This is a genomic window from Ralstonia nicotianae (assembly GCF_018243235.1).
Taxonomy (GTDB): Bacteria; Pseudomonadota; Gammaproteobacteria; order Burkholderiales; family Burkholderiaceae; genus Ralstonia; species Ralstonia nicotianae.
The window spans coordinates 304,638-321,378 of the sequence record NZ_CP046674.1 but is presented as its reverse complement, the minus strand read 5'-3'; the positions used below and the strand labels follow the sequence as shown (position 1 = coordinate 321,378).

Here is a 16,741-nt window from a genome sequence, read left to right as displayed (position 1 = left end):
GCGAGGGCGTGGATTGCCGGATCGGGTGGTGCATCGGCCTCACCGCCATTCTCAAGCGATCGGCACACCTCTTATTGTGCGACGCAGCATTTCCAGTTGCAGGAAAACGACAGGCCGGAGAACCGTGCCCGACTGCGATAAATCAATGATCCGATGGGAAAAACCAGCGGCAGGCTGACACCACGCTTACGGGCAATCCTCGATTGCCCTAAAATAGCATGATGCATTGCACAACACGCAAACACACCCGCTTGCGTGGACACGGGGTGCCGTCGGCGCCTCGTCTCATGATCCGCCGCCCACCGGGCTGGCACTGAAAGGAAACGCTGTCGTGAACCCGCTCGAACTGAGCAAGGCCATCGGCGTCGTCACCCAGGACGACATCGACAAGACCGAAGCGGCGCAAGGCTCGCCGCGAACCACCGTGCTGGTGCGCGAGCTCGCCGCGCATCATCGGTCGCGCCTGCTCAAGCACCTGCTCGCCCTGGGCGACGAGGACCGCCTGCTGCGCTTCGGCCAGGTGGTGGGCAATCACGTCATCGAAGCCTATGTCGACAGCATCGATTTCGACCACGACAAAGTGTTCGGCGTCTATGACGACCGCCTGACCCTGGTCGGCGTCGGCCACCTCGCTTACCTGCGCGACAACCCGCAGGGCCGGGTGGCGGAGTTCGGCGTGTCGGTGCTGGAGTCCGCGCGCGGCAAGGGCGTCGGCAGCGCGCTGTTCCAGCGGGCGGCCATGCACGGCCGCAACACCAAGGTGCGCACGCTCTATATGCACTGCCTGTCGCGCAACGCGGCCATGATGCACATCGCCAAGAAGGCCGGCATGCGCGTGCAGTACGCCTACGGCGAGGCCGATGCCTACCTGGAGCTGCCGCCGGCCGACACCATGAGCCTGCTGACCGAGGCGATCGACGGACAGGTCGCCGACCTCGACTACCTGCTCAAGCGCAACCTGCGCGACGTGCGCCGCTTCGGCCAACGCTTCTGGCGTTCGCTGCTGCCGCTTAAGCGCACCGTCTGATTCCGCGGCGCCTCTGCCCGCCGCCACCAAGCAAGACGCCCGGACTGTCCGGGCGTTTTTTTTCGTCCGCGCGACACATCGCCTGCCTAGAGCAATTGCGCGCTTGTCAGCCGCGCAGGCGCCTCCCCTACGATGATGACAAGGCACCGCTCGCCCTCCAGGGGTGGCCATCACCGTCGCCCGCGAGCCGATGCCGAGACAAGAAGAAGGAGACGACGATGAACACGCAATCCGTGCGGCTGCCGCTGCTGGCCGCGGCCGTGCTGCTGGGGGTGGGTGCCCTGCCCGCCATCGCCCAGGACACCGGCATGGGCGACACGGCGATGATCAATCCCGCCGGCATGAAATGGAGCGATGCGCCGCCCACGCTGCCCAAGGGCGCCAAGCTGGCCGTGCTGTACGGCGACCCCGGCAAGGACGGCCCCTTCGTCATCCGCATCAAGGCGCCGGCCGGCTACAGGGTCCCGCCGCACTGGCACACACAATCCGAAACCCTGACCGTGATCTCCGGCACGCTCTATCTGGGCGGCGGCGATGCAATGGACATGGGTGCAGCGCACGCGCTCAAGACCGGCGGTTTCCATTACCTGCCGGGCGGCGCGCATCATTTTGCGTTCACCAAGACGGCGACGGTGGTGCAGATCAACAGCACGGGGCCGCTGGATATCCACTACGTCGATCCGAAGGATGATCCGTCGAAGCCCTAGCCACCGTCAGCCGGCACGCATCGTGCGCGATTCGGGCTGGCTGTCATGCAGACTGGTCCGGGCGGACGGCCATCGAAGGCGACGTAGTACAGTGGCCGGCACCGCCCTCCACCACCGACCCAGATCGCCATGACCGACGACGAACGCGCCATCCGGGCCGTCGTGACCGACTGGCTCGCCGCCAGCCAGGCCGGCGACCTGCAGGCGGTCCTGAACCTGATGACGGACGATGTGGTCTTCCTCGTCCCCGGGCAGCCGCCCTTCGGCAAGCAGGCCTTCGCGGCCATGTCCGAGGGCATGAAGGCGGTGCGCATCGAGGGCACGAGCGACATCCAGGAGGTCCGGGTGTTCGGCGACGTGGCCTACCTGCGCAACCATCTGCGCATCACCATCACGCCACTGGGAGGCGGCCCCGCGATGCATCGGTCCGGCCCGGCCCTGTCGATCCTGCGCAAGGAGGCCGACGGGCGATGGCGGCTGGCGCGGGACGCCAACCTGGTGGTACCCGACCCGGAGCCGGCCTGAGGCCGGCGCGCCGGGCCGGTCACGCCGGCGGATTCACCCTCCGGCGCGTGACGGCAAAACGCTCATCGTCCCGGCGGATTGGCGAAGCGATACTGGTTCAGCGCCTGCCAGATCAGTTCGCGCAGCGCGCGCTCGGGCTGGACGAAGCCGGCGCCGGTGGCGTTGTCATGGCCGGGCGCATCCATATCCACGGCCGTCTTGCGCAGGGCGCTGTAGATCTGCTCCGGCGTAGCCTTGGGTACCGCCTGGCGCATCAATGCCGCCACGCCGGCGATGTGCGGCGCCGCGGCCGAAGTGCCGTAGAACTGATACGGATAGGCAGGGTAGTAGCGGCAGTTCAGGTTGTAGACGCCGAAGCCACGGTCGCCATCCTTGGCCTGGATGCCGAAAAACACCGAGCTCGCACCGTCCGGCCCGACCAGGTCCGGCTTGCCGTCGAGAACGGGGCGCGGCAGCGCGCGGCCGTCATTGTCGAACAGCATCAGGCCGCCGCCATGCGACGAGAAGCGCTCCAGCTGCGCGGTCTTGAGCGACGGATCGCACATCGGCGTCGCGAGGTAATTGGCTGCGCCGGTCGCGATCGCATTGGGCGAAAGGACATGGCCGAACAGGGCCGCATCCGCTGTGCCGAACTGGCCGATGACGATCCGGCTGGTCTGCAGACGGACACGCCGCGGCGCCGTGCCATCCACCAGGAAGACCTGGAGGGTGGCTTCCGGCTCGGTTCCCAGCAGCGTCCCCCATGCAATGGCCTGCTGGCCGATCACCGAGGCATCGGTGCAGCTGGGGTATGGCTCGCCGTCGAGCATGACGTTGAACGGCTTGCCGTTCTTGTCGGCCAGGCACACCTGGAGCGAGCTGGTGCTGTTGTCGAACGGCTGGTCCCAGTAAAGCTGGAGGCTGAACCGGTAGAAGCCGACGATCTGGCGCGTCGCCCGCACCGGGAGGGAGAACACCTGGCTGGCGCCCGAGGGGTCGAAGTTCAGCGGACGGCCGGGCGTGCCGGTGCCGTTCGGATCGATCGGCTGGTCGGCAAAGCGCGCGTTGTTGTTGATGTACGAGACAGGGGACGCTCCTACGCCATCGTTGCCGCCGGCGGTGAAGTACGCGATCCCGTGGTTCTTGACCACGTTGTCGATCGCCGCGCCGACAATCCCGGACTGGAAAGCGGGTTCATAGGAATATTGGAGGTCGTCAACGATGACCTGCGCGCCGCCGCCGGCAACGCCTTGGGCGTTGCTCTTGTTCTTCGGCAAGGCCAGCGTCTCGATGCCTTGCGCGAGATCGGCCATCCCCGCGCTCCCGGAATAGAAGACGATGTCCGCGCCCGGCGCCACGTCGTGGATGATCTCGGCCATGGCACGGCCTTCGTCCGTGCCGTCGGTGCAATCGCGCAGCTCCTTCACGATCCGGATGCGGCCGTTGCCCGGCAGCTCACCGCGTGCGATATCGTCCTCCATGGTGTCCTGGCGGCCGTTCTGTGCAACGTAGCGTGCATCCTGGTTGAGCTGGCTATTGCAGTTGAACGAATCCGAGATCAGGCCGACGGTAATGCCCTTGCCGGTCAGCTCGATGCCCAGGCCCTTCACCGCTTGCCGCAGCGAGCGGCTCAGCTGGGCGTAGTCGCCCTGGCCCTGGACCACGCCGGAGCGCGTGGACCGGCTCACCTTGCTGATGCGCTGGATCTGCTGAATGGCCGCGGCCTCGTCGATCTTCGCGAGGGGCAGGCAACCGCTGATGACGTTCCGATACACCGCGGCCGTCTGGAATCCCAGCCGCTCCAGCTGGGCGACAGCCTGCTGGGCATCGCCCTGCGTCATGACGTCGACGTCGACGCAGTTGCCGGAGCGGGCCACCACCGCCGAACTCTCGAGAATGCTGTTGGGAGCGGCCGTCGCGCGCGGCGCGGTATTGCGCCGCAGGCGAATCAACGCGCCGTCGAGCTTGGCGGCGTTGTGCTCCGCCCGCGCCTTCGGCGACAGGCCCGACGGGATGCCGTCGACCTTCGGCGCCGCCGAGCCGGCCGGCTTCGACGGCAGGACCTCGGACTGGGCCATCACACTGGCTGAAAATACGCTGGATAATGCAACGAATAATGCTGTTTTTAAAATCCTTGAATTCAACACCGAGGCGCTCCTGAATGGGGACGCCCCAATATAAGAGAGCAGGACTCCAGTGATAAGCCAGTTGAGTTTTATTGAACCGGAAAGCCATGCGGTATGCATGGGGTTGCAATAATCATCCGGTGTTTTTTATACCCAGAAGAAAAAGAAACCGGATTCGACTTTAAGCCGGCAGCCGCCCCCAAGGCCAGGGCAACGCATCCGCCCTCCGGGAGTGGCATCTTCAGCCAGGGCGTGCGGCGCTTACCGCCCCGGCGCGCCTCGTCAAACCACGACCGGCAACGCGGTCGTATCCTTGATCCGCTCCAGCGCGAAACTGCTCTTGACGTCGATCACCGCCGGATGCGCCAGCAGCTGGTCGCGGATGAAGCGGGCGAAGTGGTCCATGTCTTCGACGAACACCTTGAGCAGGTAGTCCATCTCGCCGGTCATGGCGTAGCAGGTGACGACCTCGGGCCAGGTGGCGACGGCGGCGCGGAAAATGTCGGAGGGCGCCTTGCCCTTGGGCGCGCCGCCCTGCTTCTCCAGCCGCACGTTGATGTAGGCCGACAGGCCCAGGCCGATCTTGCCCGGGTCGAGCAGCGCAGCGTACTGGCGGATCACGCCGCTTTCCTCCAGGCGGCGGATGCGGCGCAGGCAGGGGCTGGGCGACAGATTCACCCGCTCGGCGACCTCCAGGTTGGTGAGACGGCCATTGCTCTGGAGGACCTCCAGAATCTTGCGGTCGATCTTGTCCAGTTCCACCTTGCTCATTTTGTTGCTCCGCACCAAAACATTCGGCAATTTTCTTGCGCAAATTTAGCAAGGAGGGCACAACTTCGCAATTTTTGCGTGCGTGGACACTTCTACACTGCGTGGATCGTCCAAATCCTGAGCGCTGACCCCAGCGCCGCACCCCGCAGGAGGCTCCGCCATGTCATTCCCGCCTTGGGAAAACCCGATGGGCACCGCCGGCTTCGAGTTCATCGAATACGCCGCGCCGGACCCCGTCGCCATGGGCAAGCTGTTCGAGAAGATGGGCTTCAGCGCCATCGCGAAGCACCGCCACAAGAACGTGACGCTGTACCGCCAGGGCGGCATCAACTTCATCATCAACGCTGAAGCCGATTCGTTCGCGCAGCGCTTCGCGCGCCTTCACGGGCCGTCCATCTGCGCCATCGCCTTCCGCGTGCAGGACGCGGCCCTCGCCTACCAGCGCGCGCTGGAACTGGGCGCGTGGGGCTTCGACACCCACAGCGGCCCGATGGAGCTGAACATCCCGGCGATCAAGGGCATCGGCGATTCGCTGATCTACCTGGTGGACCGCTGGACCGGCAAGAACGGCGCCAAAGACGGCGACATCGGCAACATCAGTATCTACGACGTCGACTTCGTGCCCATTCCCGGCGCCAACCCGAACCCCATCGGGCACGGCCTGACCTACATCGACCACCTGACGCACAACGTCTACCGTGGTCGCATGAAGGAGTGGGCCGAGTTCTACGAACGCTTCTTCAACTTCCGCGAGATCCGCTATTTCGATATCGAGGGCCAGGTCACCGGCGTGAAGAGCAAGGCCATGACGAGCCCGTGCGGCAACATCCGCATTCCCATCAACGAGGAAGGGACGGAGAAGGCCGGCCAGATCCAGGAATACCTGGACATGTACCACGGCGAGGGCATCCAGCACATCGCGCTGGGCTCGACCGACCTGCACCGGACGGTGGACGCGCTGCGCGGCAACGGCATCAAGCTGCTGGACACCATCGACACGTACTACGAGCTGGTCGACAAGCGGATCCCCGGCCATGGCGAGAACGTGGCGGAGCTGAAGAAGCGCAAGATCCTGATCGACGGCGCGCCGAGCGACCTGCTGCTGCAGATCTTCTCGGAAAACCAGCTGGGCCCGATCTTCTTCGAGTTCATCCAGCGCAAGGGCAACCAGGGCTTCGGCGAGGGCAACTTCAAGGCGCTGTTCGAGTCGATCGAGCTCGACCAGATGCGCCGCGGCGTGCTGAAGGCGGATCAGCCGGCCTAAGGCCCGATCGCACCAGGCCCCGGCACGCTCCCATGAAAAACGCGACCCTCGGGTCGCGTTTTTTGTTGCGGGCGCCGGCCGATGCCGCGCTCATTCGCCCTTGGTAGCCGACGGGCCGCCCGGCGTGACCGCTGCGGCCGGTGTGCCGTGCTGTGCACGGTGGGCATCGTGGCGGGCCTTCATGAATGCGCGGATCTCATCTTCGGTGACCTTGCCGTCGTGGTTGGCGTCGATCTCGTCGAAATGCCTGGCGAGCTTGGGCAGGCCGGCCTGCATTTCTTCCCGGGTCAGCGCGCCGTCGCCGTTCTTGTCGGCGGCCTTGAACTTGGCATCCAGGCGCGCCTGCATCTTGCCGCGCATCTCGCCCGCGTGGGTCTTGTGCCAGGCAGCGAGCTCATCCTTGCTGATCTGGCCGTCGTGGTTGGTGTCGATCTCGTCGAAGTGGTCTTCCAGCCAGCGATGCCCCTTCGCCTCGTCGCGCGAGACCATGCCGTCGCCGTTGGTGTCCAGCTTTTTGAATCCGCTGCCGTGATGGTGCATCGGCGCGGCGGCCGAGGGGGCCGGGGCTCCGGCCGCCGGTGCGCTGGCGTCCTGTGCGCGGGCGCTCATGCCCGACATGGCCAGGAAGAGGGCCGAGGTGGCGAGGAAGGTTTGGACAACGCGCTTGTTGGTCATGCTCAGCTCCTTTCACATGCACTGTGTACGGGATTAGAACCCGAGGATGCGCGCGCATTGCCGTGTTTTACACGCTGTTACCGCATGACATGACTTGTAATACGCGCACGCCGCAACCGACAGGCGGACGGATCAGTGGTCCACGCCGTCGTCGGGGCCGACGCCCTTGCGCGCAGCGGCGGCCCCACGATGGCGCGGACCGGTGATGCCGAGCTGGGGCGCGTTCTGGGCATCATTGATGTTGGGCGGCGCCGGCGTGAGCGGCAGTGCGGCGCCCGGCATGGCGGTGTTGGCCGGATTGCCGACCATGGCGCTGGGCGGGGGCGGCGGCATGGCGGGGGTCGCCATCGGCGCGGCGGCGCCGGACGGCGGCAGCGGCTGCGGCGCATTGCGCGCGGCAGGCGAGACGCCGGCCACGGCGCTGGCCGGCAGCGCGATCTCCTGGCGCACGCCGTTGCGTTCGATCACCACCGCGCGGGCCTTGATCTCCACCAGCTTCAGACTGGGCGACAGCGCCTTGCCCGCGCGGATGGCCTGCGGCGGGCCGCCGTCGATCGACACGATGGCCGCGCCGCTGCCGTCGACCAGATCGGCCACCACGCCGGCGACCTGCACGTCGCGCGGACCGCTTTGCGGACCGCCGCCGAACAGCGTGACGGCAGCGCCGGTTTCCAGCGCTTCGGTCTGCGCCACGCGCGCTTCGCGCGGCACGCTCAGCGAGCGCAGCGACGACAGCGTCAGCACCCAGTGGGCCAGCAGCGCACAGAGGGCAGCGAACAGCACCAGGCTGAGCAGACGGGACGACTGTTGAACGGTCATGAAAGGCGGATCCACCGTGGGAATCTTCTGATTCTAGCTGCCCTTCATGCCGGATCGGTGAACACGATGGCTGCGCTTGGCTGATCGCCGGCCGGCAAGACCGCCCGACGGCAGCTATGGTCAAGTGTCGCGGCTATACTGTGCTCCCCCCTTTTCCACCCATCTCTCACCCATGATGCAAGGCCAACTCCGCACCCCCGTCCGCCAACGCGCCTTCGCCCGTCGCGCGGCACGCGGCTTCACGCTGATCGAGATCATGGTGGTGGTGGTGATTCTCGGCATCCTGGCCGCGCTGGTGGTCCCGAAGATCATGAGCCGGCCCGATGAGGCGCGCATCATCGCGGCCAAGCAGGACATCGCTTCCATCTCGCAGGCGCTCAAGCTGTACCGGCTGGACAACGGCCGCTACCCGACCACCGAGCAGGGCCTTGCCGCGCTGGTCACCAAGCCGACCACCGAGCCGGTCCCGAACAACTGGAAGGGCGGCGGCTATCTGGAACGCCTGCCGAAAGACCCGTGGGGCCACCCGTACCAGTACCTGAACCCGGGCGTGCGCGGCGAAGTCGACATCTTCAGCTACGGCGCCGACGGCCAGCCCGGCGGCACCGCCAACGATGCCGACATCGGCAACTGGGACAATTGATCGACTGACCGGCCGATCCCCATTTACACATCCGTCATGCAGCACCGCCCCGCTCCACATCGCGCAGCCCGCGTGCGCCGCGGCTTCACGTTGCTGGAACTGCTGGTGGTGGTGGTCATCATCGGCATCGTGCTGGGCGTGGTGGCGGTCAATGCCACGCCCAACCCGCGCTCGCAGCTGGCGGACGATGCGCAGAAGCTGGCACGCCTGATCGAGCTGGCCCAGGAAGAGGCGCAGCTCACCGCGCGCCCGGTGGCGTGGGAAGGCGACGCGCAGGGCTGGCGCTTTCTGGAGTCGACGCCCGGCGGCTGGCGCGTGATGACGCGCGACGTGCTGGCGCCCGGCCACTGGCGCCAGCCGATGGACAACGTGCAGATCGTGGCCGGTGCCGCCGCCGCGCCCGGTGCGCCGCAGCGCCTGGTGTTCGGCCGCGAGGCGATCGGGCTGCCGTGGCGCGTGGCGCTGTCGTCCCGGGGCGCGCGCATCGACGTGGTGTCCGACGGCGGCCCGCGCGTACTGACCGAGGCGCCATGAGCCGAGCCAGCCGAACCCGCCGGGCCGCGCGGCGGCATGGATTCACCCTGCTCGAAGTGCTGGTCGCGCTGACCATCGTGGCGGTCGCGCTCACCGCCACGATGCGCGCGATGGGCAGCATGACCGTCGCCAGCGAATCGCTGCAGACGCGCATGCTGGCCACCTGGAGCGCCGAAAACCATCTCGCCGGCCTGCGGCTCGCGCATGCGTATCCCGAACCCGGCACGCGCGGCTTCGCCTGCCCGCAGGGCGACGCCCAGCTGTGGTGCGAAGAGACGGTCGCGCCCACGCCCAATCCGGTATTCCGCCGGGTCGAGGTCGCGGTCTATGCCGATGCCGGCCGTGCCGTGCGCCTTGCCTGGCTGGTCACCCTGCTGCCCAACGATGCGCGCAATCTCTTCTGACCGCGTGCGCGGCTTCACCCTGCTCGAGCTGCTGGTGGCGATCACGCTGCTGGCGATCCTGGCCGTGCTGGCCTGGCGCGGGCTGGACAGCATGACGCGCACGCACGAAGCGCTGGCCCAGCGCGACGAGCGCATCGAGGCCCTGAAGACGGCCTATGCGCAGTTCGATGCCGACTGCACGCAACTGGCCGATCCGTCCACGCTGGCGCGCCCGCCGGTGGAGGTCGATGCCGACCGCGTGCTGCTGGTGCGCGACCGGCGCGACGACGGGCAGCCGCCGGCCTGGCAGGTGGTGCTGTATCGCGCCGTCAACGGACGGCTGGAGCGTTTGCAGAGCGCGCCCATCACCAATCGCAGCGACCTGCGCGGCGCGCTCGACAACCTGCGCCAGGGCGGCGCCAATGCGGCCGTCTACAAGCTGGCCGACGCGGTGGACGGCATCGCCGCCCGCGCCTGGATCGAGTCGGGCGGCTGGATGGACAACACCGGCGCCCTGTCGGCGGCGCTGTTCCCGGGCGGCAGCAACACCACCACGCTGGCGGAGCTGTCGTCGGCGTCCGCGGCCAGTGCATCGGCCGTCGCCGCCACCAGCGTGGTGGTGCCGGTGGCCACGGTGCGGGCCGTGGAGTTGGCGCTGCTGGTGCGCATGACACCGCAAGGCACGCCGCAGCGCTTTACGCGCATCTGCATGACGGGGCTCTGACATGATGCGACGCTCCCGCCCCGCCCTGCCCCGACAGCCACGCGGCGCCGCCGTGGTCACTGCCCTGCTGGTGGTGGCGCTGGCGGTGGTGATCGTCTCGGGCATGCTGTGGCGCCAGCAGGTGGAGATCCGCGCGGTGGAGAACCAGCGCCTGAAGGCGCAGGCCACGTGGATTGCCCGCGCCGGCATCGACTGGGCCCGGCTGATCCTGCGCGACGACCAGCGGCGCACCGGCGCGGTCGACCACCTGGGCGAAATCTGGGCGGTGCCGATCCAGGAGACCCGGCTGTCGGACTTTCTCGGCAGCTCGCTGCGCACCGATGGGGCGGGCGAGAGCTCCTACCTGTCCGGCCGCATCTTCGATGCCCAGGCGCGCTTCAACCTGATGAACCTGCTGACCCTGCAGACGCTGGGCACGCGCACCGTGGTCACCGGGCGCGACAAGGACGGCATCAAGGCGTACGCCCGGCTGCTGCAATCGCTCAACCTGGACCCCAGCCTCGCCGATGTGACAGCCACCTGGCTGGCGCGCATGCTGGGCGGCATCCAGTCGACCGAAGGCGGGCAAGGAGGACAAGGCGACAGCGGCGGCGGTGGCGGTGACAGCGGCAACGGTCCGCGCCCGCTGGACGACGTCGATGGCCTGCTCGCCATCCCCGGCTATACGGCGGATGCCGTGCGCGTGCTGCGGCCGTTCGCGATCGTGCTGCCCGCCCGCACCCTGATCAACGCCAACACCGCGCCGGCCGAGGTCCTGGCCGCCGTCATCCCCAGCCTGAGCCTGGACCGCGCCCGCGCGCTGGTGCAGGCGCGCGACCGCGCCTACTTCCGCAACGTCGGCGATGTCACCAACCAGCTGCGCGGCATCGCTCCCAATGCGGACAACACGGCCGTGGCCAACCTGCTGGACGTGCAGACCCACTACTTCCTGGTCTACGGCATGGCGCGCCATGAGCGCGCGCAGGCGGGCCAGGTGGCTCTTGTTTCACGCGGCGATCCGGTCAACAATAACGCCACCCGCATCGTCTGGGTCCGCCGCATCGACAACATTCCGTCATGAGGGCGGCACAATACCCCTCGCACGGACGTTGCGTACCCCCAGCCTTCGCCGTATTGTCATCCGCATCGTTCAGCATCGCGGGTTTTTGCGCAGTCCGGCATTCCCACTTGGTAGCGTTTTGACTCTGATTCGAGGAGCGGTTTGACGACCTCCCTGTACGTGCGCCTGCCGCACCGGCCCATCCAATCGCCCGAACGCTGGTCGCAGGGCGCGCTCGCGTCCGTGCCGTTCGCGCTGGTGCGCGAGGAAGGCGCACAGGGACCGCAGCGGATCCTGCGCGAAGGTGCCTCGCGCGTCGATGAACTGCCCGCCGCCGACCGGCTCGTGCTGATGCTGCCCGCCGCCGACGTGCTGCTGGTGCCGGCATCGGTGCCGCCGCTGGCACTGCCCAAGCTGCGCCTGGCCCTGCCCAACCTGGTGGAAGACCGGCTGGTGCAGGACGCGCAGCAATGCCATATCGCGCTCGGCCCGCGCCTGGGCACCGTGCCCGCGCACGGCTGGCGCGCGCCGCGCGAACCGCAAACGCGCGCGCTGATGATCGCCGACCGCGCCTGGATCCGCTTCGTGCTCGACAGCGTGGCGGGACACAAGCACCGCAGCTGCCATCTGCTGCCTGCGCAGCTGTGCCTGCCGCTTGAAGCGCCGGCGCCGGTCGCCGCCGTCGGCAATGCCGATGCCGCACAGGCGCACACCGAGCCCTCGCTCAAGCCGGTCGCCGCCGAAGCTGCCGAGGCGACGGCGCAAGCGCCGAGCCCGGCCACGGCCGCCATCACTACCATCGCGCTCGACGCAGCGCCGGCGTCCGACGCCGATGCGCTCCCCGCCGTCGACATCACCGTGCGCAGTGACCACGCCGACGGCTACGGCCTGCGCGTGCTGCCCGCGCACGTCGCCGACTGGCTGGCGATCGCCCCGGCGCCGGCGCGGCTGATGGTGTCGCCCGCCCTGCGCGAACTGGCACCGACGCTGTCCACCGACCCGGCCGCGGCCCGGTTGGACTGGGCGGTCTGGGCCGCGAGCGCCCGCGCCGCGCTGGCCGGCGGCGATGCCGACCTGTGCCAGTTCGACTTCGCGCATGGCGGCATCGCCGGCATGGACTGGAGCGCCTGGCGCCTGCCGATCGCGCTGGCCGTGCTGATCGCGGTCGCCCAGCTGATCGGCATGAACACGCAATGGCTGACGCTGCGCGCCGAGCAGAAGCGGCTGGATGCGGCGATGCGCACCCAGCTGCAGACGGCCTTCCCGAACACGCCGGTGATTCTCGATCCGCCCGCGCAGATGCGGCGCCAGGTCCAGCAACTGCGGCTGGCGGCCGGCAAGGCCGCGCCGGAAGACTTTCTGCCGCTGGCCGACCGCTTCGCCCAGGCGGCCGCCGGCCTCGCACCCGATGCCCTGCTGGCGCTGGATTACCACGGCCGCGCGCTGGTGGTGACGCTCAAGGAAGGCACCGACACCAACATGCTGCGCACGGCCGCCGCCACCGTCGGCCTGAAGATGGAGACCGCCGAAGCACCGCGCGGCGGCGAAGCGGCCGTGCCCGGCTCGCGCTGGACGGTCTCCATCGCGCAATAACGATCGCTCGTATGGCAACTTCCCCCAACGCTTCCAATGCCTCCGGCGGGCGCCGCCGGCTGCCCCGCATCGGCGTGCCCGACGCGCTGCGCGATGCCGTGGCCGCTTTCTGGATGCAGCGCGAGCCGCGCGAGCGCCGCATCCTGGCCGGCGGCGGCGCGATCCTGCTGCTGGTCATCGTCTATCTGCTGTTCTGGGAGCCGGCCTTCGAAGGCCGCCGGCGCATCGAAAAGGCGCTGCCCGAAATGCGCGGCCAGCTCGCCGAGATGGAAACGCTCGGCCAGGAAGCGCGCGAGCTGTCCGCCATTGCCGCCACGCCGGTGCCGCACGGCAACGACCTGCAGGACGCGCTCAACACCAGCCTGACCGCGCACGGACTGAAGGCCACGCGCATGGCCCTGTCCGGCGAGAGCGTGCAGGTGCAGCTCGACAAGGTTCCGTTCGGCGCGGTGGCCGAGTGGCTGCAGGAAGTGCGGCAGGCGCAGCGCATGAAGGTGATCGACGCCAGCATCCGCTACGTGGGCGCGACCGCGCTGGTGAACGTCACGGCAACGCTGCAAGGGCCGGGCGCCGGCGCCAGCGGCTACTGACGCGTGCCGGTGAGCATCGAAGCGCTGCCGCCGCTGCGCCTGCGACGGCGCGGGCCGGACGAAGACGAACGTGCGGGTCTGGGCTGGCGCATCGGCGCGGCCGCGGCCGCGTTAGCCGCGGTGGCCGTGACGGTGGTGGCGCAGTATCCGGCCGCATGGGCGGCCGAACGCGTGGCCGAGGCCACCGGCCACCGCGTGCTGCTGGCCGATGCCCAGGGCAGTCTCTGGCAAGGCAGCGCCACGCTGGCGCTGACCGCAGGCCCCGGCACCGCCGATGCGACGGTGCTGCCCGGGCGGCTGTCGTGGTCGCTGGATGCCTGGCCGCTGCTCACGGGCACGGTGCGCGCCCACCTGACGCACGACCGCGCGATGGCGCAGCCGGTCACGCTGGCGGTATCGCGCGACGGCTGGCAGGCCGATGCCGGGGCGATAACGCTGCCGGCCTCGCTGCTGGCGGGCATCGGTGCGCCGTTCAACACGCTCAGGCTGGACGGCCAGTTGCGCGCGCAATGGACGCCGCTGTCCGGCCGGTTCGGGCACGGCAAGGGCGCGCCGGACACGATGCAGGGCGCGCTGACCCTCATGCTCGAGCAGGTATCATCCAGCCTCAGCCGCGTGCGGCCGCTGGGCAGCTACCGCGCGGAGCTGGCATTCGGCGGCGCGGCGGGCGGACCGGCCCGGCTGACGCTGTCGACCCTCACCGGCCCGCTATCGCTGCAGGGCCAGGGAACGGTGGGCCGGGGTGCGCATTTTGACGGCGTGGCGCGTGCCACGCCGGAGTCGGAACCGCTGTTGATCGGGCTGCTGAGCCTGATGGGCCCGCGCGACGGCACGGGCTATCGCCTACGCTTTTGACCAGCCGGCGCACGCCACGCGGCGCCGGCATCCATGAACGACGAGACCATGCACAACGCCTCTTCCCGACACACCGTCCGCGCCATTGTCCTGGCATGCTGCGCAACGATGGTGGCCGGTTCGCTGCCCGTGACGCCCGCCTTTGCGGCCCCGCCCGCCAGCCAGGCACCGGCGGCGAGCAACCCCGGCGATGAAGTCTCGTTGAACTTCGTCAACGCTGACCTGGAGACCGTGGTCAAGGCGGTCGGCCAGGCCACCGGCAAGAACTTCATCGTCGATCCGCGCGTCAAGGGCACCGTCAACCTCGTCACCGAGAAGCCGGTGACGCGCGCGCAGGCGCTGGAGTCGCTGGGCTCGATCCTGCGCATGCAAGGCTACGCCATCGTGGAAGGCAACGGCTTCACCAAGGTGGTGCCCGAGGCCGACGCCAAGCTGCAGGGCTCGCCGACCAGCGTCGGCCCCGGCGGCGCGCGCGGCGGCGAGCAGGTGGTCACGCAGGTGTTCCGCCTGCAATACGAATCGGCCAACAACCTGGTGCCGGTGCTGCGGCCGATGATCGCGCCGAACAACACCATCACCGCCTACCCGGCCAACAACACGCTGGTCATCACCGACTACGCCGACAACCTGCGCCGCATCGCCCGCATCATCACCTCGATCGACAGCCCGGCGGCCGGCGAGACCGAGCTGATTGCGCTGAAGAACGCGGTGGCCATCGACGCGGCCGCGACGCTGCAGAAGCTGCTGGACCCGAGCGGCACGGCGGGCGGCGCGGGCGCCGGCGCGGCACTGGCCGACCCCAGCCTGCGCACCTCGGTGGTGGCCGAGCCGCGCTCGAACAGCGTGCTGGTGCGCGCCTCGAGCGCCGCGCGCATGGCGCAAGCCAAGCAGCTGCTGGCCAAGCTGGACGTGCCGGGCACGCGCCCGGGCAACATCTGGGTGGTGCCGCTGAAGAACGCCAACGCGGTGCAGCTGGCGACCACGCTGCGCGCCATCGTGGCGGCCGATGCCACGCTGTCGGCCTCGCAGTCCGGTGGCCCGGGCGGCCAGAGCGCGGCGCAGGGCGCGCAGGCGCAGCAGCCCGCCACCACCGGCACGCAGACCAGCCAGAACACGCAGACCGGCAGCTACGGCAGCAGCTCGGGCAGTAGCAGCAGCGGCATGGGCAGCGGCAACTCGTCGTTCCGCGCCTCGTTCGGCCAGAGCAACCTGCCGACCACCGGCGGCATCATCCAGGCCGACCCGGCCACCAATGCGCTGATCATCACGGCCAGCGAACCGGTGTACCGCAATCTGCGCACGGTGATCGACGACCTCGACGCGCGCCGCGCGCAGGTCTATATCGAATCGATGATCGTCGAGGTGACCTCCGACAAGGCGTCGCAGCTGGGCATCCAGTGGATGGTGGGCGCGGGCGGACCGAACACCTACGGCTTCGGCGGCACCAACTTCGGCAGCGGCGTGGGCAACATCCTGAACCTGGGCGTGATCGCGGCCACGGTGGGCAGCGGCGGCATCGGCAGCACGGCTGCGCAGACCGCCCTGGGCAGCATCACCGGCAGCAATGTGAGCGGCCTGAACGGCGGCAACTTCGGCGTGTTCAACAAGAACACGGGCCTGGGTGCGATCCTCTCCGCGCTGGGCTCCGACGGCTCGGTCAACGTGCTGTCGACGCCCAACCTGATCACGCTGGACAACGAAGAGGCCAAGATCCTGATCGGCCAGAACGTGCCGATCACCACCGGCTCGTATGCGCAGACCGGCAGTTCGGCATCCGTCACGCCGTTCCAGACCTTCGACCGCAAGGACGTGGGCATCACGCTGCGCGTCAAGCCGCAGATCACGGACGGCGGGATGGTGAAGATGCAGATCTTCCAGGAGTCGTCGGCGGTGGTGAACGGCACGCAGAACGCGACGCAGGGCCCGACCACCAACGTGCGCTCGATCGAGACCAACGTGATCGCCAACGACGGCCAGGTGATCGTGCTGGGCGGCCTGCTGGAAGACAATTACCAGGACAGCGAGCAGAAGGTGCCGGGCCTGGGCGACATTCCCGTGCTCGGGGCGCTGTTCCGCTCCGAGAGCAAGACGCGCAAGAAGACCAACCTGCTGGTGTTCCTGCGCCCGTACATCCTGCGCACGGCCGAGGCGACCGGCGCGCTGTCGGACAACCGCTACAACTACATGCGCGATGCGCAGCAGGGCTTCGTCTCGCCCAATGTGCTGCCGACCACCTCCGACCGCGATACGCCGGTGCTGCCGTCGCCCGAGTCGATGCGCCCGGCGCAGAGTTACGGCGATGTCTCGGTGGTGCCCAAGGGCCAGACCGGCGTGCAGGTGCCGCCCGGCGCACCGATGCCGCAGGGGACCACGCGCAGCGAGCCGCGCCTGCAGAACTTCGCGCCGCCCACCTCGGGCGGGTATGACGGCAACGCGCCGCGCAATGGCGGCTGAGACGATCCACGCGGCCGGAAAGGCGGTGAACAT

17 protein-coding genes are annotated in these 16,741 nt (G+C 68.7%); 13 read left to right on the top strand and 4 right to left on the bottom strand.

Features of this window, described 5'->3' with window-relative positions:
• The first annotated feature begins 331 nt into the window (after positions 1–331).
• The 3 genes from GO999_RS01395 (at position 332) to GO999_RS01385 (ending at position 2,259) form a co-directional block, all read left to right on the top strand.
• Entirely contained in the window at positions 332–1,027 is a 696-nt protein-coding gene (locus GO999_RS01395; RefSeq protein ID WP_011002989.1) for a GNAT family N-acetyltransferase, read from the top strand.
• A gap of 218 nt (positions 1,028–1,245) precedes the next feature.
• Positions 1,246–1,734, top strand: a complete 489-nt coding sequence (locus GO999_RS01390; protein ID WP_011002990.1) for a cupin domain-containing protein — start codon at positions 1,246–1,248, stop codon at positions 1,732–1,734.
• A gap of 129 nt (positions 1,735–1,863) precedes the next feature.
• A complete protein-coding gene (locus tag GO999_RS01385) occupies positions 1,864–2,259 on the top strand; it encodes an SgcJ/EcaC family oxidoreductase (RefSeq protein ID WP_011002991.1) in 396 nt (131 codons plus the stop codon).
• A gap of 62 nt (positions 2,260–2,321) precedes the next feature.
• On the opposite strand, the gene GO999_RS01380 is transcribed toward GO999_RS01385, so the two are convergent.
• Both GO999_RS01380 and GO999_RS01375 read right to left on the bottom strand, forming a co-directional pair.
• Entirely contained in the window at positions 2,322–4,316 is a 1,995-nt protein-coding gene (locus GO999_RS01380) for a S8 family peptidase (protein ID WP_211906492.1), read from the bottom strand.
• Between the two features lie 330 nt (positions 4,317–4,646).
• The gene (locus tag GO999_RS01375) at positions 4,647–5,135 is read right to left on the bottom strand and encodes an Lrp/AsnC family transcriptional regulator (RefSeq protein ID WP_011002993.1); all 489 of its coding nucleotides are present in this window, start codon (positions 5,133–5,135) and stop codon (positions 4,647–4,649) included.
• Between the two features lie 160 nt (positions 5,136–5,295).
• Between GO999_RS01375 and hppD the strand changes: the two genes are divergently transcribed.
• Positions 5,296–6,399 carry a 4-hydroxyphenylpyruvate dioxygenase gene (gene hppD / locus GO999_RS01370; protein ID WP_211906491.1) on the top strand — a complete coding sequence of 368 codons (1,104 nt, stop codon included), beginning with the start codon at positions 5,296–5,298 and terminating at the stop codon, positions 6,397–6,399.
• 90 nt (positions 6,400–6,489) lie between these two features.
• Here hppD and GO999_RS01365 read toward each other — a convergent pair whose 3' ends face one another.
• Both GO999_RS01365 and GO999_RS01360 read right to left on the bottom strand, forming a co-directional pair.
• A complete protein-coding gene (locus GO999_RS01365) occupies positions 6,490–7,074 on the bottom strand; it encodes an EF-hand domain-containing protein (RefSeq protein WP_011002995.1) in 585 nt (194 codons plus the stop codon).
• Between the two features lie 132 nt (positions 7,075–7,206).
• On the bottom strand, positions 7,207–7,893 hold the full coding sequence (locus GO999_RS01360; protein WP_020832927.1) for a general secretion pathway protein GspC: 687 nt from the start codon (positions 7,891–7,893) through the stop codon (positions 7,207–7,209).
• 172 nt (positions 7,894–8,065) lie between these two features.
• Between GO999_RS01360 and gspG the strand changes: the two genes are divergently transcribed.
• The 9 genes from gspG (at position 8,066) to gspD (ending at position 16,708) form a co-directional block, all read left to right on the top strand.
• The gene (gene gspG, locus GO999_RS01355; RefSeq protein ID WP_011002997.1) at positions 8,066–8,536 is read left to right on the top strand and encodes a type II secretion system major pseudopilin GspG; all 471 of its coding nucleotides are present in this window, start codon (positions 8,066–8,068) and stop codon (positions 8,534–8,536) included.
• Between the two features lie 36 nt (positions 8,537–8,572).
• Positions 8,573–9,070, top strand: coding sequence for a GspH/FimT family pseudopilin (locus tag GO999_RS01350; protein ID WP_011002998.1), 498 nt, complete (start codon positions 8,573–8,575; stop codon positions 9,068–9,070).
• Entirely contained in the window at positions 9,067–9,474 is a 408-nt protein-coding gene (gene gspI, locus GO999_RS01345; protein WP_019718950.1) for a type II secretion system minor pseudopilin GspI, read from the top strand. The genes GO999_RS01350 and gspI overlap by 4 nt, the downstream gene beginning before the upstream one ends.
• The gene (locus GO999_RS01340; RefSeq protein WP_211906490.1) at positions 9,455–10,177 is read left to right on the top strand and encodes a PulJ/GspJ family protein; all 723 of its coding nucleotides are present in this window, start codon (positions 9,455–9,457) and stop codon (positions 10,175–10,177) included. The genes gspI and GO999_RS01340 overlap by 20 nt, the downstream gene beginning before the upstream one ends.
• Before the next feature lies 1 nt (position 10,178).
• Positions 10,179–11,237: a type II secretion system minor pseudopilin GspK gene (gene gspK / locus GO999_RS01335; RefSeq protein ID WP_011003001.1), complete on the top strand. Its 1,059-nt coding sequence runs from the start codon at positions 10,179–10,181 to the stop codon at positions 11,235–11,237.
• A gap of 141 nt (positions 11,238–11,378) precedes the next feature.
• Positions 11,379–12,809, top strand: a complete 1,431-nt coding sequence (gene gspL / locus GO999_RS01330; protein WP_211906489.1) for a type II secretion system protein GspL — start codon at positions 11,379–11,381, stop codon at positions 12,807–12,809.
• Between the two features lie 11 nt (positions 12,810–12,820).
• Positions 12,821–13,399: a type II secretion system protein M gene (locus GO999_RS01325; protein ID WP_011003003.1), complete on the top strand. Its 579-nt coding sequence runs from the start codon at positions 12,821–12,823 to the stop codon at positions 13,397–13,399.
• A gap of 3 nt (positions 13,400–13,402) precedes the next feature.
• The gene (gspN, locus tag GO999_RS01320; RefSeq protein ID WP_058908063.1) at positions 13,403–14,254 is read left to right on the top strand and encodes a type II secretion system protein N; all 852 of its coding nucleotides are present in this window, start codon (positions 13,403–13,405) and stop codon (positions 14,252–14,254) included.
• A 33-nt stretch (positions 14,255–14,287) separates the two neighbouring features.
• Complete coding sequence (gspD, locus tag GO999_RS01315; protein ID WP_021154965.1) at positions 14,288–16,708, top strand: type II secretion system secretin GspD; 2,421 nt, start codon at positions 14,288–14,290, stop codon at positions 16,706–16,708.
• Positions 16,709–16,741 lie beyond the last annotated feature (33 nt).